Here is a 23797-nt window from a genome sequence, read left to right as displayed (position 1 = left end):
GGCCGCATTGGCCGCGTGGCGATGCATTTCGGTCATGCTTGTCTCCTGATTTGAACGATGGGCGGAAAACCAGTCGGTTCCGGATTTCCGCCTGACTGCCATTCGTGGCGTGGCAGTTCAAAAGTTAGTGAAGCGCACGGCTCGCTCAGAATCCGTAAAGCCGTGCCGGGTTCGTGACGAGCAGCTTTTCGCGCAGCGCCGCGTCCGGGCAGAAGCGGAACAGCAAATCGACCAGTTCGCCGTCATTCGGCATGTCCTTGCTGATGTTCGGGTGCGGCCAGTCGGTACCCCACAGCACGCGGTCGGGGGCGGCTTCGATCAGCGTGCGCGCGAACGGGATCGCATCGTCGAAAGGACGGCGGCCTGCGGACACCCGCTCGGCCCCGCACACTTTGACCCATGCGAGCGGATTGCGCATGAGTTCGAGCAGTTGCCTGAATGGCTGCTGCTCAAGTCCGGCTTCCGCGCGCACGCGGCCCATGTGGTCGATCACGAACGGCACCTTGATGCGCGCAATCCGCTCGGCGTATTGCAGAATGTCCTGCGCGTCGAGATGCAGGACGACGTGCCAGCCGAGCCGCTCGATACGTTCGAGCACACGGTCGAATACGTCGAGATCGGGCGCACCGCCCAGATGAGCGACGAAATTGAAGCGCACGCCGCGCACGCCGCGCGCATCGAGATCGGCCAATTGTTCGTCGGTAACGGCGCCGTCGACGATTGCGACGCCGCGATAGCGGCCGTTGCCGTGTGCAATCGCATCCAGCATCGCGGTGTTGTCGGTGCCGTGGCAACTTGCCTGCACGATCACGCCGCGGCTCGCGCCGAGGAAATCGTGCAGCGAAACAAGGCGCTCGAAAGGCGCGTCCGGCGGCGTATAGCTGCGCTCCGGCGCATACGGAAAGACGTCGGCCGGCCCGAACACGTGGCAGTGCGCGTCGCAGGCGCCGACGGGCAGGCGCTGGGCGGGGCGTAGGGGATGCGGATCTGGCGGCAGGCAGGATTTCATGAGGCGTCGTCTCGATGTCGTTGCCGCAGCGCGCAGCTTTCTCTGGTTGCCCGCATTGTGGCCGCGAGCGTGGCTCGCTACAATCGCGATACCCAACTAGCTGATATGTGAATTTCGCATGACTGACGCCAAATGGACCTGAAGCAACTCGAAGCCTTCGTTCACGTCGCCGAACTTGGAAGCTTTACGCGCGCCGCGATTACGCTCGACACCAACCAGCCTGCCTTGAGCCGCCTGGTGCGATATCTGGAGGTCGAACTGCGGCACACGCTGCTGGAGCGCAATGGCCGCGGCGTCACGCTAACGCCCGCCGGTCAGCGCATGCTCGCGCATGCGAAGGGCATCCTGCAGCAGGTGCAGCGCGCTTCGCAGGATCTGGACGAGTTGCATGGCGCACCTGGCGGGCATTTCGCCATTGGCGCCACGCCGAGTTTTGCCAGGGTCGCCACGCCTGAGTTGGTGCGGCGTTTTCGCACTTCGTTTCCGGGCGCGACGATCTCGGTGGCGCAAGGCCTGTCGACCTACCTGGTCGAGTGGCTGATGATGGGCCGCATCGACGTGGCCGTTCTGTACGACACGTTTGATACGCCGTTGATCGACAAGCGCACCATCTTCACCGAAGAACTATTTCTGATCGGCCCGGACAACGAGGCGGGCGGCGCCCCCCACGACGAGACCGCGCGCGCCCCGCTAGCCGCGATCCCGCTGCGGGAAATCACGCGTTATCCGCTTGTGATTCCCGGCCGCATGCACGCGATCAGGCGGATGATCGAGGCGGCCGCCGCGGAGCAAGGCGTGCGATTGCGGATCGAACTGGAGGTCGATGCAGTGACTTCGATTCTCGATCTCGTGAACGAAGGCATCGGCTACGCGGTGCTTTCGCTTAACGCGACCGCTAGCGATGTACTCAAGCGCCGCTTTCAGGTGATCCGCATTACCGAGCCGACGCTATTGAGCCGTCTTGCGATCGCGACCAGCAGCAAGCACACGTTGTCACGACTGGCGATCCAGGCGATCGCGATGATCGAATCCAACATATTGCCGCTCTACGGCAACGCCCGCTGACGGCGCGGGTTGACATGCGCCGTATGCATGAAGTGATTTGTTTTATGAATTTGTAAGACCAGGCGAATTGCGGTCGAATGTCGGGCGCTGCGCGCCGGGTGCGGCTCCGGCAACGGGGTCCCGGCGAGCTGGGGTGTTTACCGCCGATTTGTAGGCTTGTTCGTTCACGCCGCGCATTTGTTCAAAAAAATGACAAAGGAGAAACATGAAATCCCTGCTTGCAAACCTGACGATTGCGCTATTGGCCGTATCCTCCTGCAGCGCAATGGCGAAGGATGCGTCAACCGTGCGGTTCGGTGTCGATCCGAGCTATCCGCCGTTCGAATCGAAATCCGCCGACGGCAAGCTCGTCGGCTTCGACATCGACCTGGGCAACGAGATCTGCCGTCGCCTGAACGCAAATTGCGTGTGGGTTGAAAACTCCTTCGACGGGATGATTCCCGCGCTGAAGGGGCGCAAGTTCGACGGCGTGCTATCGACGATGTCGATGACGCCGGCGCGTCAGGCGCAGATCGCGTTCTCGTCGAAGGTGTTCCGTATCCCGACCCGCCTCGTCGCGAAGAAGGGGGCGGCCATCATGCCGACGCCGGAAGCGCTGAAGGGCAAGCGAATCGGTGTCGAGCAGGGCTCGATCCAGGAAACTTATGCGAAGACATACTGGGCGCCGGCCGGCGCGGTGATCGTTGCTTACCAGGATCAGGATCTCGTGTACTCGGACCTGATCGCCGGCCGCATCGACGGATCGCTGCAGAACGCAGTGCAGGCTGACGTCGGATTCCTGCGGACGCCGCGAGGCAAGGACTTCGCGTTTGCCGGCAATGCGCTTTACGACGCGAAGACGCTGGGAAGCGGTACCGCGATCGGTTTGCGCAAGGAAGACACCGACCTGAAGGCGAAGATCGACAAGGCGATCGCCGACACGCGTGCGGATGGTACGTACGACAGGATCGCGAAGAAGTATTTCGACTTCGACGTCTACGGCCAGTGAAGACGGCCTGACCGACGCGCCCGTGTGAAGACCCGCTGTCGGCTTCCGGTCGTATTGGGCCGAACGCGGGCACTTTCCGAGCGCCATCTGGGCGGCGCCGGATGCATCGATGCCCTGCCCGGCGTTTTCGGTCTGATCGCGGGCGCCCGGCGTGTGGCCTTCGCGACGGGGGCGATTTTGTGGCACGGCGGTTGCGCACTTCCGCTTCGGGAGCGAATCGTCCCAATCCCTCGTTAGCACTGGAAAAAATCTGGTCGCGCACTCAGGGCATCGCTCCTGTCCCCGTCACGGAGCGCGAAGCGATGCAACTTGCAGACGATGCCGACATGAGTCGCGCTGGGCGTGTGCGCCGGCGTCGGCGCTCACGCGAGATCTCACGGTATGCCGGAAAGCCGATCCGGCTGCTGTGGCGCTATGTAGGCCGGCGTAAACTCGCGCACGTCGTTGTGCTCGCGAGCGTTCTGATTGCGGTCGGTTGCGCGCTGGCATCGCAGTATGGAATCAAAAATCTCATCGACGCCTTGCCCACCGGGCGCGCGCATCCGGTCACGGTGATTCGGGCCTTCGCGATACTGGTTGTATTGATCCTCGCCGACAATCTCTTCTGGCGAGTCGGGGGCTGGATCGCCGCGCGCGCATTCGTTGCGGTCACGGGCGATATCAGAAACGAAATGTTCGGCTATCTGACGGCGCACGCGCCGGTGTTTTTCGCGGACAAGCAACCCGGCGTGCTCTCAAGCAGAGTGTCAGCGATGGCCAACGCCGCCTACATTATCGAAAATACCGTCGCGTGGACCGCGCTGCCTCCGTGCCTTACCGTCGTGGGCGCCATCGCCATGATCGCCGTTGTCAGCGTCCCCATGAGCCTCTCGCTGGTGTCGATTTCCGGCGCGCTCGCCTTCTGGCTGTTTTTGCTGGCGAGCAAAGGAACGGCGCGGCATCAGGCGTTCGCCGCGCGAGCCGCGTCGGTCGACGGCGAACCGGTGGACGTCATCGGCAATATCGGTCTCGTGCGTACCTTCTCGGCCGTGCCCATGGAGTGCCGGCGGCTCGACGAATATCTGAAAACGGAAGGCGCTGCCCGCACGCAGAGCCTGCGGTACCTCGAAAAGCTGCGGCTGCTGCACTCTGCTGCCACTACGCTGCTCTCTGCCGGGTTGCTTGGCTGGACTCTGCTGCTGTGGAGCCAGGGTCGCGCAACTACCGGCGACGTCGTGCTGGTTGGGTCGCTCGGCTTTGCCATACTTCATGGCACCCGTGATCTGGCCGTCGCGCTGGTCGACCTGACCCAGCACGTTGCCCGTCTCGGCGAGGCGACGCAGACGCTGCTCATACCGCACGAGATGGCAGAGCGCGGCAACACGGAGCCGCTGCTCATAGAGAAAGCGACGTTGGACTTCGACAACGTCACCTTCGCCTATTCCGGACGACGGCCCATTCTCAGCGAACTCAATCTGCACATTCGCGCCGGCGAGCGGGTCGGCCTGATCGGCCCTTCCGGTGCCGGCAAATCGACCTTTTTCGCTTTGATCCAGTACTTTTATGAACCACAGTCCGGCTGCGTGCGCATTTCAGGGCAGGATATCTCGCAGGTCACCCTGCAAAGTCTGCAGGCCGCGATATCGGTCGTGCCGCAGGACGTGTCCCTGTTTCACCGGTCGTTGCTGGATAACATCCGCTACGGTTGTCCCGACGCGACCGACGCTGAAGTACGCCGCGCGTGCGAGGACGCGAACTGCATGGACTTCCTCGCTACCCTGCCGGGCGGCCTCGATACGATAGCGGGCGATCGGGGCGCGAAGCTGTCGGGAGGCCAGCGGCAGCGGATCGCGATCGCGCGCGCCATTCTCAAAGACTCGCCGATCCTGTTGCTCGATGAAGCGACCTCGGCGCTCGACACCGCCTCCGAGCTCGCCATTCAGTCAGCCCTTGAAAGGCTGATGAAAAACCGCACGGTCGTGGCCATCGCTCACCGCCTCTCCACCCTTCAGACCTTCGATCGCATTGTGGTGATCGATCGGGGCCGAGTGGTGCAAGACGGCTCGCCGGCTGAGCTGGCAGCCATACCCGGCATCTATCGCGAGACGCTCGCGCGCCAGCGCAAACGAGCACCGGCAATGGAATTGCACGGACAAAGGTAAAAACAACGATGCGCCCCGCCAGCGGCAGTTATTGCCGAATCGCAGCATCAGCAAGTCCTTATCAGATAGAGTTCGCGAGCCTGGCTTGTCGGTTGACGGAGCGCTTTGCGCGGCACGTTGAGCCATGGCCATGTGAAGTCAGGCCTTCTATTTGCTATCGATGAAGACCGACGCGGGTCGGAACGCGCCAGTGTTTTGACCGACGCAACCTGTTTGCTTCATCCGAACGGCCGATCTGAACGTAAGTCGAATGCAGCGGCGAAATTTTCGACACGGCCGCTGGTAGGTGCCCGACGGCGAGCCCGCTATGACGCGGCAAGGTGGATTCGAGGACGGCCGTTTTTTTACCTGGAGCATTAGCATGCTGGACCATCTTCTCTCTCCGCAGTTGCAGGCGATAAACCTCGAAGCCGGGAGAATCTGCCGCGAAACCATCGCCCCGGCGGCGCAGAGTACTGACGAGCATGCTGAGTGGCCACGCCAGGGCATCGAACGTCTGCAGCGCGCGCGGCTCACCGCCCTGACTGCGCCGACACGCGTCGGCGGTCACGGCCAGGGGCTTCTGGGCGTGGTTGCGGTGACCGAAACGTTGGGCAAAGGCTGCGCATCGACCGCCATGTGCTTCGGGATGCACTGCGTCGCGACGGCGGTGATCGCCGCCAAAGCGAACACCCGCCTCGACAGCCGGTATCTCGCGCCCATCGCGGCCGGCGAACACCTGACAACGCTCGCGTTGTCCGAGTCGGGCAGCGGATCGTTCTTCTTCGTGCCGGAAGCGAAGCTTCATCGCAGGAACGACCACCTCGTCGTGGACGGCATCAAGCAGTTTGTTACGAATGGCGGACACGCCGATTCGTACGTCGTATCAACGGTCGCAAGCGTGCCCTCTTCTGTCGGCGACTTCAGTTGTCTCATGGTGGACGGGAACACGCAGGGGCTGACGTGGGGGAAAGCGTGGAAAGGCCTCGGCATGCGCGGCAACGCATCGAGGGCGATGCATCTCGAAGGGGTGGAAGTCCCCGCAGACCGCCTCCTCGGCGAGGAGGGCGATCAGGTCTGGTTCGTGTTTGAAGTTGTCGCGCCGTTTTTCCTGATGGCGATGGCGGGCACCTATCTCGGTGTGGCACATGCAGCGCTGAGCCTGACGCTGAACCATCTGAAGTCTCGCCGTCACTCGCATTCGGAAACGTCGCTGAGCGACGTCGAGATCATCCAGCACCGGGTTGGCGAACTCTGGACCGGGTTGCAGAAAACCCGTCTGCTAGCGTATGAGGCCGCGCGTCTTGGCGACAGTGGGAATCCCGATGCGCTGACGTATCTCCTTGCCTCAAAGGCCGACGTTGCGCGAACAGCAGTCCATATCGCCAATGAAGCCATGTCGCTATGCGGCGGCATTGCCTACAGAGAGGACAGCACGCTTGCCCGCCTGCTTCGCGATGCGCGCGCAAGCCACGTCATGTCGCCCACCACGGATCTGCTGACCTTGTGGACCGGCCGGAGCGCCTTGGGCCTTTCCTTGATCTGATCGATGAGCGCTCACGTTTTCCTGATTTGCGACGACGCGCGGACTGCGCCCAAGGCGTTCGAATGTGCGGCTGCGGCTCTGCGGCGCGGGCCTCAGGCGCCTGATGCAGTAGTCGCCACTGTCCGGCAACTGTTCGACCGGTTGATGGACAGCGCCGTGCGCAACGAAGCACTCGTCGTCGTGACCTCTGCAACAGTCGGCGAGCCGTTGAACGTTGCACGCACTGTGGCGGCCCAACACCCCTACGCGTTCTTTGTGTTCGTTGTTTCAGGTGAGGCAGAAGCGGCGCTCAGGCACGAGATGGTGTACGGCGCGCCCCCGGGCGGCCGATGGGCCATTCTCGGTGCCGATAGCCCTGACCTGGCGGCACAGATCCGGGCGTCGTTGCGGGCGGCTACCCAGCAAAAGCGCTTTCGCTCGACGGTAGGCCGGATTGCCTTGCAGTTGGCGAAGACCACTCAGGTAGAAGAGCCGGAATACCGACGTCTCGTCGCGTCTGACCACTACCTGGCAAACCTGCTGCACTATGCCCACGACGCGATCGTGTCGGTTACCCCCGTGGGCGAAGTGATCTCGTGGAACGGTGCCGCGGAAACCATGCTGGCGGCGAGCGCGGCCGTGGCGATCAGTCGACCTTTGCGCGAGTTTTTCATCAACCCCCACATTGTCGACGAGGCGCTGCGCCTCGTGATCTCGGGCGAAACCGTACGCCGTGATCTCTGCAGTGGCCTCGAAGCGGACCCGCGAGTGGCCGACGCGATTTTTGCGGCGATCGTGCGCGAGGATGAGATCGTAACGGGGGTTGCCGTCATCATGCGCGACGTGACCGAGCAACGTCGGCTTGAGGCTCAGGCAAGGGTCGCCGATCGCCGCAAGGACGAGTTCCTTGCCATGCTTGCCCACGAATTGCGCAATCCACTGGCGCCGATTCGCAACGCCGGCGAGATGTTGCGCATGCTCGGCGGGGAAGATGAGCGGATCCGCCAGGCGGGCGAACTCATTTCGCGCCAGGCCGAACACATGTCGAGCCTCCTAGGCGATCTGCTCGACGTCTCGCGGGTTACCCGCGGCCTCATACAACTGGACATGAAGGCGATTTCGCCGGCCACGTTCATACAGCGTGCGGTCGAACAGGTGCGCGAACTCGTCGACAGGAAACGCCAGCGCCTGACTATTACAAGCGGGCCTGATCTCGGCCTTATCCGGGGCGACGCTGACCGTCTGACCCAGATCGCGGCAAACCTGTTGGACAATGCGGCGAAATACACGCCCGACGGAGGGCATATCGACGTTACCGTTGTCGCGAACGACGCCGCTATCCGCATGACGATCGCAGACGACGGAATGGGAATCGACGCCCAGCTCTTGCCGAGCATATTTGAGCTTTTCACACAGGCGGCACGCTCTCTCGACCGGGCCAACGGAGGCCTGGGTATCGGCTTGGCGCTCGTCAGGAACCTCGTGGAGCTTCACGGCGGATCGGTCTTCGCGGAGAGCGGCGGGACGGGCCGCGGCAGCGCGTTCACCGCCACGTTTCCGCGGTACAGGACGACCACCGCCGATGAGAGAGGCTCGGGGGGCACCCCGGCCGCTGTACCGAGCGTCCCGCACCGCCACATTTTGATCGTCGATGATAACGAAGACGCCGCGGTGTCATTGAAGATCATCATGGAGATGGAAGGTCATTCCGTCACGATCGCGTATTCGGGGGCGAGCGCCCTCGATCAAGCGGGGAAGGACCAATACGACGTCTTTATTCTCGATATCGGCATGCCCGACATGGACGGTTTCAGCCTGGCGTCCAGACTTCGCTCGCTTCCGGGATGCCAGGAGGCCCTGATGATCGCGCACACCGGGTACGGTCAGCCAGAGGACCGCGCGCGTTCGAGAGAGGCAGGCTTTGACCATCACTTGACTAAGCCCGCCAATCCTCGCGACATTTTGCAATTGATTGCACAACGTTGATGCGCCCGCGAGACATCAGGACTTCGAATTGCTCGGCGGCGCGCAGTCCTTACGCCGGGCCCGATGCACTTCGCCAGCCCGCGAATGTCATGGACTTCCCGGGCCCATCTCGTACGACTGCGACAGTGCGGCATTCGCCGTCCCATCCGGCGCAGCCAGCCGCAGACTGACGGCCCGCAGCGCCGCGCCGAAGCCCTGAGGCGCCCGTGAATCAAGACGGGCGCTGGTCACCACTCGCGCTGCGGCGCTCCACGCCACCGATGCGTTCGCGGCAATCAGCGCTTCGACGAGCGCCACGTCCTCGTTTGACGGGAGCGGCCTGAATCCGCCAACCGCCTGGTAGGCCTCGGCAGACACACCCAGATTCGCGCCGTGAACATGCCGGTGCCCCTCTCTGTCCCGGTAGGTCGAAATGAAATCCTGCCGGACTGCCGCGCCGTGTCCTGTCCAGTTCTCGATGCTGATGACGCCACACACCGCGTCGGCGCCACACTGAAGCTGCTGCACCAGCCAGTCTGCTGCGACCGTTGTATCGGCGTCGCTGAACGCTAGCCATCGGGCGCCCTGCGCCAGCGCTGTCTGTGCGCCGGTTGCGCGCGCCACGCCAACGTTGCGCATCTCGACCGATAAAACCTGTGCGCCGAGCGCGGCGGCAATCAGCCCTGTTTCGTCGGTACAACTGTCCATCACCACGAAAATCCTGACCTCCTCGCCGTCAAGCTCCGGATGGCGCGACGCAAGAATGACCGAGCGGATGCACGGACCGATAAAGTGGGCCTCGTTATGGGCCGGAATGACGACGGCGAGCATGTTTCTTCCTTGTTCTTCGTCGCGGACCTCAATTCGAAGCCGGCCGCAGCGAGTTCGTACTCCACGGGTCTATATCAGCGTGAGGCGGCCACGGCAAAGCCGCCGGCCGCACCTTGGAGCTGAGGCTTATTCCGACTGACCCGAACCGAGATCAGCACCCGTGGTGGGATCGGAAGCGGTATCGGATGCAGTTCGCGACGCCATTGCCTGCAATACCTTGACGTCCTTTTTTGACACATTGACCGTCGCCATGCCGTCTCCGCCGTCGACTGCCGGTTGCGGCGACTCGACGAATTGCCACTCCGGCCCTTCGTTCCAGGGACCACGCGGCGCGTTGTCGCCCTGGGACATCTTGTAATACACGCTCGTGTATTCGGGCACGCCGGGGAGCTTGCCCTGCGGAAAGTTCGGCTGGATCGAATGCAGCGCTTTCTCGAACGATTTCTGGTGGGCAATTTCGCGCGTCATAAGAAAACCCAGCGTTTCCTTGATGCCCGGATCATCCGTAACGTTTATCAGCCGTTCATAGACGATCTTGGCGCGTGCTTCGGCCGCGATGTTCGAACGGAGATCAGCAGTGGGATCGCCAATCGTGTCCACGTAGGATGCGCACCACGGTACGCCAGCCGAGTTCGTCAACGCCGGCCCTCCGCCGTATAGCAATGCAGTGGTGTGCGAATCATTTCCGCCGCCGGTCATTGAACGGTACAGTTCTGCCTCCGCTTCCACCGCCTCGGCCAGTTGACCCTTCGCGCTCTTGTTGAGCATCGCGACGATCGATCCGACGATTTCAAGGTGGCTAAGCTCTTCGGTCGCGATATCGAAAAGCAGATCCTTGCGGCCGGGATCCTCCTCGCCGACTGCCTGGGTAAAGTAGCGGCATGCCGCACCTAACTCGCCCTGGGGGCCGCCAAACTGCTCGAGCAGAAGATTGGCGAGTCCTGGATTGGGCGCCGCGACGCGCACGGTGTACTGCAGACGTTTATTGTGGATAAACATGGCACTTCTCCGGTGGCCGGCGCGATGCCATCCTTAGTCGCCGTAGCGGCGCTGCACGCGCAACTATTGCCCGGCATCCGGGAAGCTTTCGCAGCCGTATGTAAAACCGGACAGCAGCGCGGACACGAAGCCGCACCGCACCCAGAATGGGCGCCCGGTTCTCAGAACAAAATTGATCTGGCGAAATGTACGGCCATATTGCCGTGCATGGCATCGACTGCCGATGACTGTTCAGCACACGCTGTGCCCGTTCAGACGGGCGCTGCGTTTTGAGCCGGTGAAAGACATCGCCGAACACCGGGTTTCTGCGTCAACCGCCCTTCGAGGAAGCCGGCGGAGTATCGACCGATGACGTTCCTCTGCGCCGCAATGGTTTTTCCGAACGATGAGCGAGCGCGATCGCATCGAGCCCGGCCATCACGAAGCGCACAAAATCCGCCGCAAGCGCATCCGTGTCCTTTGCGACAGCGGGTAGAAGGGTCGACTGCATCTGCTTTGGCGCGATCATGATCACGATGCAGGGGAGTACCGTAAACATCAAAGCCCGCTGCACCACCGGAGCTTCCGGGTTCAGTTCCAGCACCTCGCCGATTATTTTCAGCAGGAATGCAGCTTTGGGCCGCACGGCTTTTTCGATGAGCGCCGGAATGGCCGTCGACGGGGAAAGCACCTCGCGCAGCATCAGCATGAAGCCCCACGGTGTGCCCGATCTAGTCGAAAGACCGATGAAACGGGATAGCACCACGCGAAGCTTTTCCCTGGGATCGCTCAGGTCCGCAGTGAGTGCCGCAAGTTCGTCGAGGCCCACGATCTGGCGGTGCGCCTCGACGAGTGCAGCCTCATACAGCGCCTCCCTGCTGCCGAAGTGATAGTTGACCGACGCCATCGGCGTACCGGCACGTTCGCAAATTTCCTTGCTTGTGGCATCCGCGAATCCACGTTCAGCGAACACCCGCCCCGCAGTCTCGAGCAAATGTTGGCGTGTGGCTGCGCCGTCGGGACGCGAGGCCCGTTTTGGCTTCGAGGTGGCGGTCTTTTTCGTGGGGGGCGGCATGGGCAAAAGAGATCGGCTCAACAAAATAGTTTGAATTTGAATTCAAATTCACATATTATCCATTCTACTTCATCTCTGGCCGGCACACCCTTTCGATTGTGTCGAGCAAAGCCGCCACGTCTCCCGATCGTCAGATTACACGTCGGTAATTATGGGTTACTTACTAAATACATTGCTTCCTGCGAATCGGTGTACCCCTGCGCAAGCGCGGTTGCGCGGACGCTCCGTTCGTTGCCCTTCATTGCGGAGCCAGTCATGAGCCGATTGCCAGGCATCGCATTGTCCGTGCTGCTCGTCGCCCTGTTGCCAGCCTGCTCGCGCCACGACGCTGTCACCTACCAGGGCTATGTCGAGGGCGAGTTCGTCTATCTTGGTTCGTCGCAATCCGGCAAGCTTAAGCAATTGTCAGTAACCCGCGGACAAACAGTAGCGGCAGACGCCCCCCTGTTTTCCCTGGAATCGGACGATGAAAGCCACGCGCTTGTGCAGGCCCGGCAGCAACTCGCAGCAGCCCGCGCACAACTCACGGATATCCAGACCGGCAAGCGCCTACCCGAGGTCGACGTCAACCGCGCCCAACTCGCCGAGGCCGTAGCTCATGCCCGCAAAGCGTCGCTGCAACTCACGCGAGATGAAGCACAGTACAGCGCGGGCGGCATTGCAAAAGCCCAGCTCGACGATTCGCGAGCCAATGCCGACGCCACGGCGGCACAAGTCCGCGCACTCACCAGTCAGGTCGAAGTGGCTCGCCTTCCCGCTCGTTCTCAACAGATTGTCGAACAGCAGGCGCAAGTGGCGGCGGCCGAAGCGGCTGTCGCGCAGGCGCAATGGAAGCTGGATCAGAAGCGCGTCACCGCCCCGGCAAAAGGCCTTGTTTATGACACGCTCTATCGCGAAGGCGAGTGGGTGCCGGCGGGTAGTCCGATCGTGCGGATTCTGCCGCCGCAGAACGTCAAGGTGCGCTTCTTCGCTCCGGAGACGGTCCTCGGTCAACTGACGCCCGATCGCCGCGTAACCCTACATTGCGACGGCTGCGCAGCCGACGTGCCCGCGCGGATCACCTACGTGTCGAGCGAGGCCGAATACACGCCGCCAGTCATCTACAGCAACGAGAGCCGCGCCAAGCTCGTGTTCATGGTCGAAGCGCGCCCGTCCGTTGCGGATGCAACGAAGCTTCATCCGGGCCAGCCCGTCTCGGTGGCGCTGCAATGACCGGCGACGTGCAGAAGTACGTCATCGACGTACAGGGTCTGAACAAGCGCTTCGGCAACAAGCATGTCGTCAACAACGTCTCCTTGCAAGTCGCGCGCGGCGAAATCTTCGGTTTCCTCGGACCGAATGGCAGTGGCAAAACCACGTCGATCCGGCTCATGTGTGGTTTGCTCACGCCCGATTCCGGCACCGGTACTTGTCTCGGTTACGACATTCGGAGCGAGAGCGAACAGATCAAGCGCAATGTCGGATACATGACGCAGCGCTTTTCGTATTGGGAAGACCTGACCATTCGCGAGAATCTCGACTTCGTGGCGCGCATCTATCAGATGCGGAACCGGCGTGAAGCGGTTGATCGTTCGCTTGAATCGCTCGGGCTGCAAACGCGCGCAAACCAGCTGACAGGTTCGCTATCGGGCGGCTGGAAGCAGCGGCTCGCGCTCGCCGCGTGCATGCTGCACGAACCGAAACTGTTGCTGCTGGATGAACCCACTGCGGGCGTCGATCCCACGGCACGGCGAGACTTCTGGGAAGAGTTGCACCGGCTCGCTGCACGCGGCATTTCGGTGCTCGTCAGCACCCACTATATGGACGAAGCGGAGCGTTGCCACAAGCTGGCGTATATCGCCTACGGGAAGCTGCTCGCCAACGGCACGTCGAGCGAGATCATCGAATCGCAGGGCCTCGCGACATGGTCGATCCATGGCGAGCACCTGAGCAAGCTGTCCGAACAGCTCCGGGCGACGCCGGGCGTCGACCAGACCGTCGTGTTCGGTTCCTCGCTGCACGCGAGCGGGCGCGATCATGCCGCGCTCGAAGCGGCGATCCGACACGCAACCGCAGGCACCTCGCTCCTCATCGAACCTGTCAGCACCGGCCTTGAAGACGTGTTCATCTACCTGATGAGCCATTCGAAAGACAACTTCGGAGCGCCATCGTGAAGAAACGCAACGTATTTTCCGTGGCGCGATGGTGGAGCATCGTCCTGAAAGAGTTTCTGCAGTTGCGGCGCGACCGTGTCACGTTCGGCATGATTGTCGGACTACCGATTATCCAGCTTGCGCTGTTCGGCTTCGCAATCAACACCGATCCGAAGCATCTGCCGACAGCGGTCATCATTCACGACCAGAGCGCGTTTTCCCGCAGCTTTGTCGCGGCGATGACGAACTCCGCCTATTTCGACATCGTCGAAACGTTGCCCGATGAAGAAGCCGGCCGTCGTGCACTGGCGCAGGGCCAAGTGCAATTCGTGCTTAACGTACCGGTCGATTTCTCGCGAAAATTGCTCCGCGGTGAACATCCTTCGCTGCTGGTCGAAGCCGACGCTACCGACCCGATCGCAACGAGTACCGCCGTCAGCGCCCTTCCCGGCCTCGTCCAACCGGTCGCGGACAAAGACCTCAAGGGTCCGCTCGCGCATCTGAATGGCACTCAAAGTGCGTTCAATGTGCAGGTTCATAACCTGTACAACCCGGAGGGCAATACGCAGTACAACGTGGTACCGGGGCTGATGGGCGTGATCCTCACGATGACCCTGGTGATGATGACGGGTCTCGCCGTGACGCGCGAACGCGAGCGCGGCACGATGGAAAACCTGCTGGCGACGCCGGTCCTGCCGGTCGAAGTCATGACCGGCAAGATCGTGCCATACGTTGTGATCGGTCTTATTCAGGCATCGATCATTCTTGCCGCGACGCGCTACGTTTTTCACATCCCGTTTGTCGGTAGCGCGGTAGCCATCTATCTGAGTGCCCTGCTCTTCATTGCCGCGAATCTGACGGTGGGCATCACGCTGTCTTCGCTTGCCCAAAACCAGTTGCAGGCGATGCAGCTCGCCGTCTTTTATTTTTTGCCGAACATTCTTCTCTCCGGTTTCATGTTCCCTTTCGCGGGCATGCCGCGATGGGCGCAGTTTATCGGCAACCTGTTACCGCTGACCTACTTCAACCGGTTGATTCGCGGCATCCTGCTCAAGGGCAACGGCTGGACCGACTTGTGGCCATCGGTATGGCCCATGGCGCTCTTCACGGTCATCGTCATGGCCATTGCGTTGCGTTTCTATCGCCGCACGCTGGACTAGGAGCCCACCATCATGAAACAACTCGCTTTCCTGTGTTCGCTCGTGCTGTGCGGATGCGCGGTGGGACCGGATTTTCATACGCCTGCGGCGCCGGACACGCAAACCTATACACGCAACGCAGAGCCGTCCGGCACTGTAGTGGACGGCGACGTGGATGGCGACGCGCAAACGTTCACCGCCGCAGACACGGCAATACCGATGTGGTGGCGGCAGTTCCAATCGGTGGAACTGGATCGTCTCGTCGAGCAGGCGCTGAGTCGAAGCCCGACACTGGCGCAAGCTCGCGCAAAGCTGATCGAAGCACGCGAAAACTACAATGCTCAAGCGGGCGCGACAAGATTTCCGAGTGTCGACGCCGGCATTTCCGGGGTACGGCAGCAAGTCGACCTCGCTGCTTTCGGGATTCCGCATATCGAGAACCCGGGACCGTTTTCGCTGTTCAACGCGTCGGTCAGCGTGTCGTATGCGTTCGATATTTTTGGCGGCAATCGTCGCGCGCTCGAAGCGACCTTGGCGCAGGTCGACTATCAGTCATTCCAGCTCGACGCGGCGCGACTTTCGATCGCCGGCAACGTGGTGTCGACGGCTGTGCAGCGTGCCTCGTTACAGCAACAGATCGCGCTGACGCAACGTCTCGCCGAAGCGCAGGCGCAACAGTTGGCTATTATCGAGGCCCGGTTCGCCGCCGGCGGCGTCGCGCGACTCGACGTGAACAGCCAGCGCACGCTGCTCGCGCAGACGCGTGCGTCGCTGCCGCCCCTCGCGACCCAGCTTGCGCAGGCGGATCATCAACTCGCGATCCTGGTTGGGGTCGTGCCGTCGGCGGCGGATTTCGACGAACTCACGCTGGACTCCTTTCATCTGCCCGATGACATACCCGTCACGCTCCCCTCCACGCTCGCGCGGGAGCGTCCCGACATTCGCGCATCCGAAGCGCTGCTGCATCAGGCGAGCGCGAATGTGGGCGTCGCAACGTCGAACCTGTATCCGCGGTTTTCGTTGTCGGCAGGTATGGGTTCGGAGCGCACAAGTATTCAGGACATCGTGAGCGGTCTGAACATCTGGAATATCGGCCTGAATCTGACACAGCCGATTTTTCACGGTGGCGAACTGCACGCGAGAAAGCGCGCGGCGCAAGCCGCTTATGACGCGGCGTTCGCCAGCTATCAGCAAACCGTATTGCAGGCGCTGCAGCAGGTCGCCGACGCGCTCACGGCACTGCGCAACGACGCCCCTGAACTGCGTGCCCGCAAAGACGCCGCCTTGCAGGCACAGGTCAACCTCGATATCGCGCATGCGCAATATTCAGCGGGGGGCATCAGTCGTTCGAGCCTGCTCGACATGCAACGTCAGGCATTGCAGACTGCACTGGACCAGACACGCGCGCAGGCTGCCCGTTTAAGCGATACAGCGGCGTTGTTCCAGTCGTTAGGCAGTAGCCGGGATGGCCTGACGTTGAGCGCTACGCCTTAACGGCAAAGCCGAACCACTTGCCTATGCCTCACAAAAACACGGTTATCAACGTTCCTGCACCTTAACGATACCGGCGCAGCGCCTGAGTGGGCTGCGCCGCTTTCAACCCGCGTGGATCGACCTTCTATTCGTACGACTGCGCTTCCGCCATCAGGGCCGGCGTACCGATCACCTCATTGATGCCATCGAAATCGAGCATTCGGTCCCGCCACGGTACCGTGGTCCCATGCTCACGCAAGCTTCCGTAATACCCTTTCAGCGTATGCGTCACCGCTCGCGCGGTGCCGCCGGGGAAAATCACGATGCGAAAACCAAGTTGGGTGAGCGTTTCGGCACTCTGCACCGGCGTCTTTCCGCCTTCGACCATGTTCGCCAGCAAGGGCACGCGGCCCGCAAAGCGCTTGCACACGGCTTCCATCTCGTCGAGCGAGCGCAGCGCTTCAATGAACAACGCGTCCACGCCCGTTTCCAGGTAGCGCTCGGCACGTTCGAGCGCGGCGTCCAGGCCTTCAACCGCGGCCGCGTCGGTGCGCGCCAGCAGCAGCGTATCGGTACTGCGCCTCGCATCGAGGGCCGCCCGCAGCTTGCCGCACATTTCATCCGCGGCAATCACGGACTTGCCGTTCAGATGCCCGCAGCGTTTCGGGAAGGTCTGATCTTCGAGCTGGATCATTGCAGCGCCCGCGCGCTCAAAGCCGCGCACCGTTCGCTTGACGTTCAGCGCGTTGCCGAAACCCGTATCAGCATCCACGATCACGGGCAAGTCCACGCGCTCGGTGATACGCGCGAGCGTATCTTCGACTTCGGGGAAGGTCGTCAAGCCGACGTCCGAACGCCCCAGCCGCGAGTAAGCGATCGACGCGCCCGACAGATACAGCGCCTCGAATCCGGCCTGTTCCGCGACCAGCGCGCTCAGCGCATCGAATACGCCCGGTGCGAGCACGGCGCCCTTTTCAAGCAGTGTTGCCAGTTGTCTGGATTCGGTTGTCATGGATGTCATTCCTTCGATTCAGAAGGCCGGTTCAGCGCTCGGCCAGGCAGCAATGCCGCCGGCCGCGCGGCGAGGTGTCCGCCGGCTACCGCGCCAGGCAGGCCATTCCCCGAGAGGTAGCGCGAAACCGCGTTGCCGGAGACGCCGCGTGCCGCGCCGCCCGCGGCCAACAGGTTGGAAAATGGTGAGCCGTTGCCGCCCGGCACGCGACAGTCCGCGTCAATGTCGAGTCCGCCTTGCGCGTGAAACAGTGCGCCCGCGACCTTGATCGCGTGATAGGGCGCGCTCATGGCTGACCCGCCTCGAGACGGTGCGCAAAGGCTTCGCACGTCATCACCTCGCCCACCGTGCGAAGATCGGCCAGCGCCAGGTCGTGAGCCGCCTCGGTCGACGCGGCGCAGCCGTCGCCAAGTACGATCACCCTGTAGTCGCGCATATGCGCATCGCGCGCCGTGCTGGCGACCCCACCGTTGGTGACGATGCCGCAGATCGCCACGGTCTCGATGCCCGCGCGCCGCAGCACCCAGTCGAGTTGCGTGTTGAAGAAAGCCGAGTAGGCGACCTTCCACACGGACAGGTCGATCAGCGACTCGAGCGCGGCAACGGTCGCATGACCGTGCGAGCCCGCGACAAAATCCCCGCGCCGTAAAAACGGCCGCAGTTGTTTCAGATGCGGCGAGATCATCGGCTCGCCGTGCGCATCCGGCCACAACGTGAACTGGCTCGCCGCGACAAAGCCGTCCCGTTGCTTCAGCGCGCGAGCGACCGGCGCGACGCGCGCGGCCAACGCACGCGCCGCTTCCGACGCCGCGCCACCGCGATGGTAGGCGCCCCCATCGCTCACAAAGTCGTTCTGCAGATCGACAATGATCAGCGCCGTGTGCCGCGCGTCGAGTACCGCTTCGGAAGTGGTCATGGGCGTCTCCTCAATCCGGCTCACGCGTGATCAACAGATTGCCGAGCGTATCCACGCGCCCGCTGAAGCCTGGCTCGAGCCAGATCGTCGTATCCGCCTGTTCGAGAATCGCCGGGCCGTCGACCGTGGCATCCACCGGCAAGTCGAGACGTGCGAAACGCACCGCTTCCCACCATTTCCCGGCATGGAAAACGGCTTGTGTACCGAGCGATTCCTGCATCGCCGTTGCTTTCGGCGCCAGCACGGCGAGGTCGAACTTGGGCCGCACGCCGATCCGCGCGTAGCGCAGGTTCATGATGCGCACCGCGATGCCGTCGAGCGCACGCCCGAACGATGCCCGGTAGGCCGCCTCGAAAGCGCGGCCGATGGACTCGCGATCGAGCGCGTCGCGCGCCACGTCCACCCGCACCGTATGGCTCTGTCCGACGTACAGCATGTCCAGTTCGATACGCTCGCGGACTGCTTCGAAGAAGACGCCGGCGGAGTCCAACCGCTGCTGGCAGGCGGCCGCCATACTCGCGACGCGCGCGCGCAGGTCTTCGACGTCGAGATCGGCCAGCGCGCGATTGAGCGTTTGAACCGCGTCGTGGCGCATGTCGGCGATCACGCAGCCGATCGCCGACGTCACGCCCGGAAAACGCGGCACGATACCCGTCGTGGCGCCGACTTCTCGCATCATCGCGCAGACGTGCAACGCGCCGCCGCCGCCGAACGGCATGTAGGCGAACTCACGCGGATCATGACCGCGTTCGATCGAGACCAGCCGGATCGCGCCGGCCATCTTCGCGTTGGCCACCGTCAGAATCGCTTCAGCCGCCGCATAGGTGTCGAGACCGAGCGGCGCTGCGACGTGCAGGTCGATCGCCTCGCGCGATTTGCCAGCGTCCATGCGCGCCAGCAGGCCACCGCCCAACGGCCGATCCGCAGCGATCCGCCCGAGCAATACATTGGCGTCGGTCACCGTAGGACGGGTGTTGCCCCGGCCGTAGCAAGCCGGCCCCGGTACGCTGCCCGCCGATTCCGGACCGACTTGCAGCAAGCCGCCCGCGTCGACGGAAGCAATCGAGCCGCCGCCCGCGCCGATCGTCTCGATCTGGATCATGGGCGCCCGCACCACCATGCCGAAGTCGATCGAGGTTTGCGCGGACAATGACGCTTCGCCATTGGTCACCAGCGACACGTCGAACGAGGTACCCCCCATGTCGCCGGTCACGAGGTTCGGATAGCCCGCCGCGCGCCCGATCGCCGCACAGGCGATCACGCCGGCAGCCGGACCCGACAGCGCCGTGCGCACCGGCACATCGCAGGCCGTCTGACGCGACATGATGCCGCCGTTGCTCTGCACCACCAGCAGTTCGCCGCCGAAGCCATTCGCCTTCAAATCGCGTTCCAGCCGTGTCAGATAGCTCCCTACCACCGGCTGCAAAGCCGCGTTCAGCGTGGCGGTGGAACAGCGTTCGAATTCGCGGATTTCGGGCAATACCTCGGTCGCCGCCGTCACGTGTGAATTCGGCCAGATCGCGCGTACCGCCTCGACGGCCTGCGCCTCGTTGAACGGATTCGCGTAGGCATTGACGAAGAACACGCACACCGCTTCGCAGCCTTGCTCGAGCAAATGGCGCGCCGCGGCCCTCACCTGGTCCAAATCCACCGGCGTATGCAAGGTGCCGTCGGCCAGCACGCGTTCGCTAACTTCAAGGCGCAGATCGCGCGGCACCACCGGCTCGAAACCGCCTCGCAAACCCCAGGTGCGCGGCCGGTCGCGGCGGCGCATTTCGAGCACGTCACGGAAGCCTTCCGTGGTGATGATGCCGGTGCGCGCCACCTTGCGCTCAAGTAGCGCATTCGTACCCACGGTGGTGCCGTGCACGATCGTCGCGATCGCGCCTGCCCCACCGCTTGCGCCCTCCTGGCCTTGGTCGCCGATCCGTTCGATACCGTTCATGAAGCCGAGCGCTTCCTCGCCGCGCGTGGACGGGACCTTGACGACGCGCGCCGTGCCGGCGATTTCATCGAGAACGAAGAGATCGGTAAACGTGCCACCCACGTCGACGCCGACGACGAGTGACCGGTGTGCAGCAGACTTCATGCTGATTGCTCCTTCAGACCTGCCGTGACATAACCCATCGCGAGATCGTGTTCGCGCGCCGCGTCCGCGCGCTCGGACGGCGCGCCGTAACCGCCGCCGCCGGGCGTTTCGAGCCGCACGCGTTCGCCGCGTTTCAGCTGGATGCCGAGCATTTTCGACGCCATCGGCGGCGTATGCCACTGGCCGTCGTGCTGATAGCGGAACACATTGCGCACGGACGCCTTGCCGCCCGCGATCCCCTGCGGCGCCGACCGGCCGCGCTCGCCGAAAATAAACGCCTCGGCATGGTCTTCCAGCAATTCAATTTCATAGATCGCGCCAAGGCCGCCGCGATGCTTGCCGTCGCCGCCCGAATCGGGACGCAACGCCCATTGCGTGAAGCGGATCGGATAGGCGGCTTCGAGAATCTCCAAAGGCGGAATGGTCGCCGTGGAAATCGGCGCGTTGCCGTGACTCAGGCCGTCGCCTTGCGAATGACCGCCGTGACCGCCGCCGAAGAAGCTGAACATCACCCAGCGTTGGCCCTTGCGCGCACCCTCGCTGCGATGACCGGCGATCGAGAGCGCGTTGATCGTGCCGTACGCCTGGGCCATGGCACGCTCCGGCGCGGCCTGCGCCATCGCGCAGAAGATCACGTCGATCATGCGCAGGATCGTTTCCGTATAGCCGCCGACGGGCCGCGGCCGGTCGGCCGAAATCACCAGTCCGTCCGGCAGGATGAACGACACGGCGTCGAGGACACCGGCGTTGGCGGGCACGTCGGGGAACAGGTGTTTGAGCGCGACATAGCACGCCGCAATTGCCGTGGCGCGCGAGATGTTCACCGGACCGGCGCAGGCCGGCGAAGTGCCGGTGAAGTCGAGCGTCAACGTGTCGCCCTTCACCTGCATGCGCAGCGCGATCTTCAAGGGCTCGTCACGTACGCCGTCGTTGTCGAGCATGTCGTCGAACACATAATCGCCGTCGGGCAACGCCGCCACGTGCGAGCGCATCAGCCTGACCGCGCGTTCGCGCAGCGACGCGAGCGATTCGAGCACGGTGGCGTCGCCGTAGTCGTCGAGCAGATCGTTCAGACGGCGCGCACCCAGTTCGAGCGCCGCGAGCTGACCGTTGAGGTCGCCCCACAGGCTATCCGGCAGGCGCGTATTCGCCTTGAGGATCGCGAGCACGTCCAGCTCGAGCTCGCCGCGCCGGATGATGCGCACCGGCGGAATCTGCACCGCTTCCTGCCAGCATTCGGTGGCGGCCGGATTGTAGTTGCCGGGCACCGCGCCGCCCACGTCGTGCCAGTGCGCGGCGGAGGCCAGGAAGCAGAACAGCTTGCCGCCGCGGAACACCGGGCGCACCAGCTTGAAATCGTTCGCGTGCGTGCCGCCTTCGTACGGATCGTTGAAGAGCCACACGTCGCCGTCGACCATGCCGCCGCGCTCCGCGGCGACACGCATCGCCGCCTGTACCGCAAAAGCCATCGCGCCGACGAACACCGGCAGGCCCGACTTGCCCTGCACCAGCGTAGCGCCCGAGACGCCGTCGTAGATGCCGTGACAGGCGTCGTGCGCCTCCGCGATGATGGGATTGAAAGCGCTGCGGTACAGGGTCGCGTCCATTTCGTCGGCGATCTGTTCCAGCCGGCCTTTGAGGACCGCCAGCGTGACCGGATCTAGCATGAGGTGACTCCGTGGGGTGTGGGGTAGCGCTGCTTGAGCAGATTGAGCAGGCCGCCTGCCTCGACCATGTCGAGCAGGAACGCCGGCACGGGCTCGCAGGACAACGCGCGACCGTCGGCCGCCAGGATCTGGCCGTCATGCGGACGAATCGCGATGATTTCGCCTTCGCCGATCGATTCGGCGTCGGCGCAAGTCAGCAGCAACAGACCAACGTTGAAGGCATTGCGGAAGTACAGGCCGTTGAAAGCCGGCGCGATCACCGCGCGGATGCCGAGGTGCACCAGCGCTGCGGCGGCCTGTTCGCGCGACGAGCCGATTCCGAAGTTCGGTCCGGCCACCAGCACGTCGCCGGCCTGCACGCCGGCCGCAAAATCAGGGCGCGGATTCTCCAGGCAGTGCCGCGCGATTTCGTCGATGCCGAATTTCATGTAGGCGCCAGGCGCCAGCGCATCCGTATCGATGTCCGCGCCGACCCGCCATACACGATGCAATCCGGCGGGCTGCCCGACCGCGGACGCCGCCCGGTTGATGGATCGATCGCTCATGCAAGCACCTCCCGGGGATCGGCAATACGTCCGCGCAACGCGGACGCCGCGACGGTGTACGGCGAGCCCAGGTAGACCTGCGCGGACGTCGCGCCCATGCGCCCTTTGAAATTGCGCGCCGTGCTCGAAATCACCGTGCTGCCCTCGGGAATCGAGCCGCCATAACCGGCACAGGCACCGCAGGTGGTGGCGAGCAGTTGAGCACCCGCCTGTTCAAGTACGGCCATCACGCCTTCGCTTGCGGCCTGGGCCTGGTCGCGCACGCTCGCGGGCGCCACCACGAGTTGCACACCCGCGGCGATGCGCCGGCCGCGCAGCACGCTAGCTGCCGCGCGCAAATCTTCCAGTTTCGCGCCGGTACAGGCGCCGATATAGGCGACATCGACTGGCACGCCGCTGAACGCGCTCACGTCGCGCGTATTCGCGGGGCTATGCGGCGCGGCCACTTGAGGAGCGAGTACTGCGGCGTCGAAATCGTGCGTTTCGGCTTGCGCGTCCGGATCGCTTTGCCAGCGCGCCAGATCGATCTCGTCCTGCACGCCGACGCGGCGCAGATACTCGAGCGTGACGGCGTCCGGCGCAACGAGCCCGACTTGCGAGCCGAGTTCCGCACTCATGTTCGACAAGGTCATGCGCTCCTGCATCGACAACGCGGTGACCGCTTCGCCGCAAAATTCGACTGCCTGATAACGGCCGCCGTTCATCCCGAAGCGACCGATCATATGCAGCATCATGTCTTTCGCGGTGACGCCGAGCGCGAGGCGGCGACGCCAGTTCATCCGCAAGGTTTGCGGCACCTTGACCCAGATTTGTCCGGACACGGCCACGCCAAGCATCTCCGTACTGCCGATCCCGAACATATAGGCGCCGAACGCGCCGCCGGTCGGCGAATGCGAATCGCCGCCCACACAGAACATGCCGGGACGCAGATGGCCGCGTTCAGGCAGCACCACGTGGCAAATACCGACACTGTCATAGACGTTCGGCAAGCGCTGCGCGCTGGCCCAGTCTCGCGCGATGCGCACGATGCGGCGCGATTCGTCGTCGCTTTCCGGCACGTAGTGGTCGATCACGAGCACGATTTTCGACTTGTCCCACAGCGACGCCCCGAGTTCGTCGAGCATCGGTTGCAGGCGGCGCGGTCCGCTCGAATCATGGAACATGGCCAGATCGACATCGCAGGTGACGATTTCACCTACTTCGACCGCCGGCCGCCCGCAGGCCGCGGCAATCAGTTTTTGCGCAAGCGTTTGTATCACTGCCATCGA

Annotated in this window: 19 protein-coding genes and 1 pseudogene; 9 read left to right on the top strand and 11 right to left on the bottom strand. The window is 63.3% G+C overall.

What is annotated here, in order from left to right; genetic code table 11:
* Positions 1 to 145: 145 nt before the first annotated feature.
* A complete protein-coding gene (locus tag ACAX43_RS18900) occupies positions 146 to 1009 on the bottom strand; it encodes an amidohydrolase (RefSeq protein ID WP_370709938.1) in 864 nt (287 codons plus the stop codon).
* Positions 1010 to 1141: 132 nt separating this feature from the next.
* Here ACAX43_RS18900 and ACAX43_RS18895 point away from each other — a divergent pair, with 132 nt between their 5' ends.
* From ACAX43_RS18895 to ACAX43_RS18875, 5 genes are all read left to right on the top strand, one after another.
* On the top strand, positions 1142 to 2074 hold the full coding sequence (locus tag ACAX43_RS18895) for a LysR family transcriptional regulator (protein ID WP_370709937.1): 933 nt from the start codon (positions 1142 to 1144) through the stop codon (positions 2072 to 2074).
* Between the two features lie 205 nt (positions 2075 to 2279).
* Positions 2280 to 3062 (top strand): ABC transporter substrate-binding protein, encoded by a 783-nt coding sequence (locus ACAX43_RS18890; protein WP_370709936.1) that lies wholly within the window; start codon positions 2280 to 2282, stop codon positions 3060 to 3062.
* Between the two features lie 302 nt (positions 3063 to 3364).
* Positions 3365 to 5203: an ABC transporter ATP-binding protein gene (locus tag ACAX43_RS18885; RefSeq protein WP_370709935.1), complete on the top strand. Its 1839-nt coding sequence runs from the start codon at positions 3365 to 3367 to the stop codon at positions 5201 to 5203.
* Between the two features lie 361 nt (positions 5204 to 5564).
* Entirely contained in the window at positions 5565 to 6728 is a 1164-nt protein-coding gene (locus ACAX43_RS18880) for an acyl-CoA dehydrogenase family protein (protein WP_370709934.1), read from the top strand.
* Positions 6729 to 6731: 3 nt separating this feature from the next.
* Positions 6732 to 8693, top strand: a complete 1962-nt coding sequence (locus ACAX43_RS18875) for an ATP-binding protein (protein ID WP_370709933.1) — start codon at positions 6732 to 6734, stop codon at positions 8691 to 8693.
* A gap of 87 nt (positions 8694 to 8780) precedes the next feature.
* On the opposite strand, the gene ACAX43_RS18870 is transcribed toward ACAX43_RS18875, so the two are convergent.
* The 3 genes from ACAX43_RS18870 to ACAX43_RS18860 all read right to left on the bottom strand — a co-directional run bounded on the left by ACAX43_RS18870 (position 8781) and on the right by ACAX43_RS18860 (position 11556).
* Positions 8781 to 9503 carry a glycosyltransferase family 2 protein gene (locus tag ACAX43_RS18870; protein ID WP_370709932.1) on the bottom strand — a complete coding sequence of 241 codons (723 nt, stop codon included), beginning with the start codon at positions 9501 to 9503 and terminating at the stop codon, positions 8781 to 8783.
* Between the two features lie 126 nt (positions 9504 to 9629).
* Positions 9630 to 10502, bottom strand: coding sequence for a manganese catalase family protein (locus ACAX43_RS18865; RefSeq protein WP_370709931.1), 873 nt, complete (start codon positions 10500 to 10502; stop codon positions 9630 to 9632).
* A 310-nt stretch (positions 10503 to 10812) separates the two neighbouring features.
* Positions 10813 to 11556, bottom strand: coding sequence for a TetR/AcrR family transcriptional regulator (locus ACAX43_RS18860; protein ID WP_370709930.1), 744 nt, complete (start codon positions 11554 to 11556; stop codon positions 10813 to 10815).
* Positions 11557 to 11811: 255 nt separating this feature from the next.
* Between ACAX43_RS18860 and ACAX43_RS18855 the strand changes: the two genes are divergently transcribed.
* From ACAX43_RS18855 to ACAX43_RS18840, 4 genes are read left to right on the top strand one after another with little or no spacing between them, the layout of a single operon-like run.
* Positions 11812 to 12768 (top strand): HlyD family secretion protein, encoded by a 957-nt coding sequence (locus tag ACAX43_RS18855; RefSeq protein ID WP_370709929.1) that lies wholly within the window; start codon positions 11812 to 11814, stop codon positions 12766 to 12768.
* On the top strand, positions 12765 to 13709 hold the full coding sequence (locus ACAX43_RS18850; protein WP_370709928.1) for an ABC transporter ATP-binding protein: 945 nt from the start codon (positions 12765 to 12767) through the stop codon (positions 13707 to 13709). The genes ACAX43_RS18855 and ACAX43_RS18850 overlap by 4 nt, the downstream gene beginning before the upstream one ends.
* Positions 13706 to 14848, top strand: coding sequence for an ABC transporter permease (locus ACAX43_RS18845; protein ID WP_370709927.1), 1143 nt, complete (start codon positions 13706 to 13708; stop codon positions 14846 to 14848). Before ACAX43_RS18850 ends, ACAX43_RS18845 begins: the two co-directional genes overlap by 4 nt.
* A 12-nt stretch (positions 14849 to 14860) precedes the next feature.
* Entirely contained in the window at positions 14861 to 16321 is a 1461-nt protein-coding gene (locus ACAX43_RS18840) for an efflux transporter outer membrane subunit (RefSeq protein ID WP_370709926.1), read from the top strand.
* Positions 16322 to 16445: 124 nt separating this feature from the next.
* Here the strand turns inward: ACAX43_RS18840 and ACAX43_RS18835 are convergent, their stop codons facing one another.
* The 7 genes and pseudogenes from ACAX43_RS18835 to ACAX43_RS18805 form a co-directional block, all read right to left on the bottom strand.
* A complete protein-coding gene (locus ACAX43_RS18835) occupies positions 16446 to 17312 on the bottom strand; it encodes an oxaloacetate decarboxylase (protein ID WP_370709925.1) in 867 nt (288 codons plus the stop codon).
* A 5-nt stretch (positions 17313 to 17317) separates the two neighbouring features.
* A pseudogene (locus ACAX43_RS18830) lies at positions 17318 to 17605 on the bottom strand (FAD-binding protein); the annotation flags it as partial.
* Positions 17599 to 18228: a cysteine hydrolase family protein gene (locus ACAX43_RS18825; RefSeq protein WP_370709924.1), complete on the bottom strand. Its 630-nt coding sequence runs from the start codon at positions 18226 to 18228 to the stop codon at positions 17599 to 17601. The pseudogene ACAX43_RS18830 and the gene ACAX43_RS18825, both read right to left, overlap by 7 nt.
* 10 nt (positions 18229 to 18238) lie before the next feature.
* A complete protein-coding gene (locus ACAX43_RS18820) occupies positions 18239 to 20317 on the bottom strand; it encodes a hydantoinase/oxoprolinase family protein (protein WP_370709923.1) in 2079 nt (692 codons plus the stop codon).
* Positions 20314 to 21984 carry a hydantoinase B/oxoprolinase family protein gene (locus ACAX43_RS18815; RefSeq protein ID WP_370709922.1) on the bottom strand — a complete coding sequence of 557 codons (1671 nt, stop codon included), beginning with the start codon at positions 21982 to 21984 and terminating at the stop codon, positions 20314 to 20316. The genes ACAX43_RS18820 and ACAX43_RS18815 overlap by 4 nt, the downstream gene beginning before the upstream one ends.
* Positions 21978 to 22529, bottom strand: a complete 552-nt coding sequence (locus ACAX43_RS18810) for a 3-isopropylmalate dehydratase (RefSeq protein ID WP_370709921.1) — start codon at positions 22527 to 22529, stop codon at positions 21978 to 21980. The genes ACAX43_RS18815 and ACAX43_RS18810 overlap by 7 nt, the downstream gene beginning before the upstream one ends.
* Positions 22526 to 23794, bottom strand: coding sequence for a 3-isopropylmalate dehydratase large subunit (locus ACAX43_RS18805; protein ID WP_370709920.1), 1269 nt, complete (start codon positions 23792 to 23794; stop codon positions 22526 to 22528). Before ACAX43_RS18805 ends, ACAX43_RS18810 begins: the two co-directional genes overlap by 4 nt.
* Positions 23795 to 23797: the final 3 nt, after the last annotated feature.

The sequence above is a fragment of the Paraburkholderia sp. IW21 genome, assembly GCF_041321145.1.
GTDB lineage: Bacteria > Pseudomonadota > Gammaproteobacteria > Burkholderiales > Burkholderiaceae > Paraburkholderia.
Note: the sequence above shows the minus strand (reverse complement) of the source record. Positions and strands in the feature narration are given on the sequence as shown.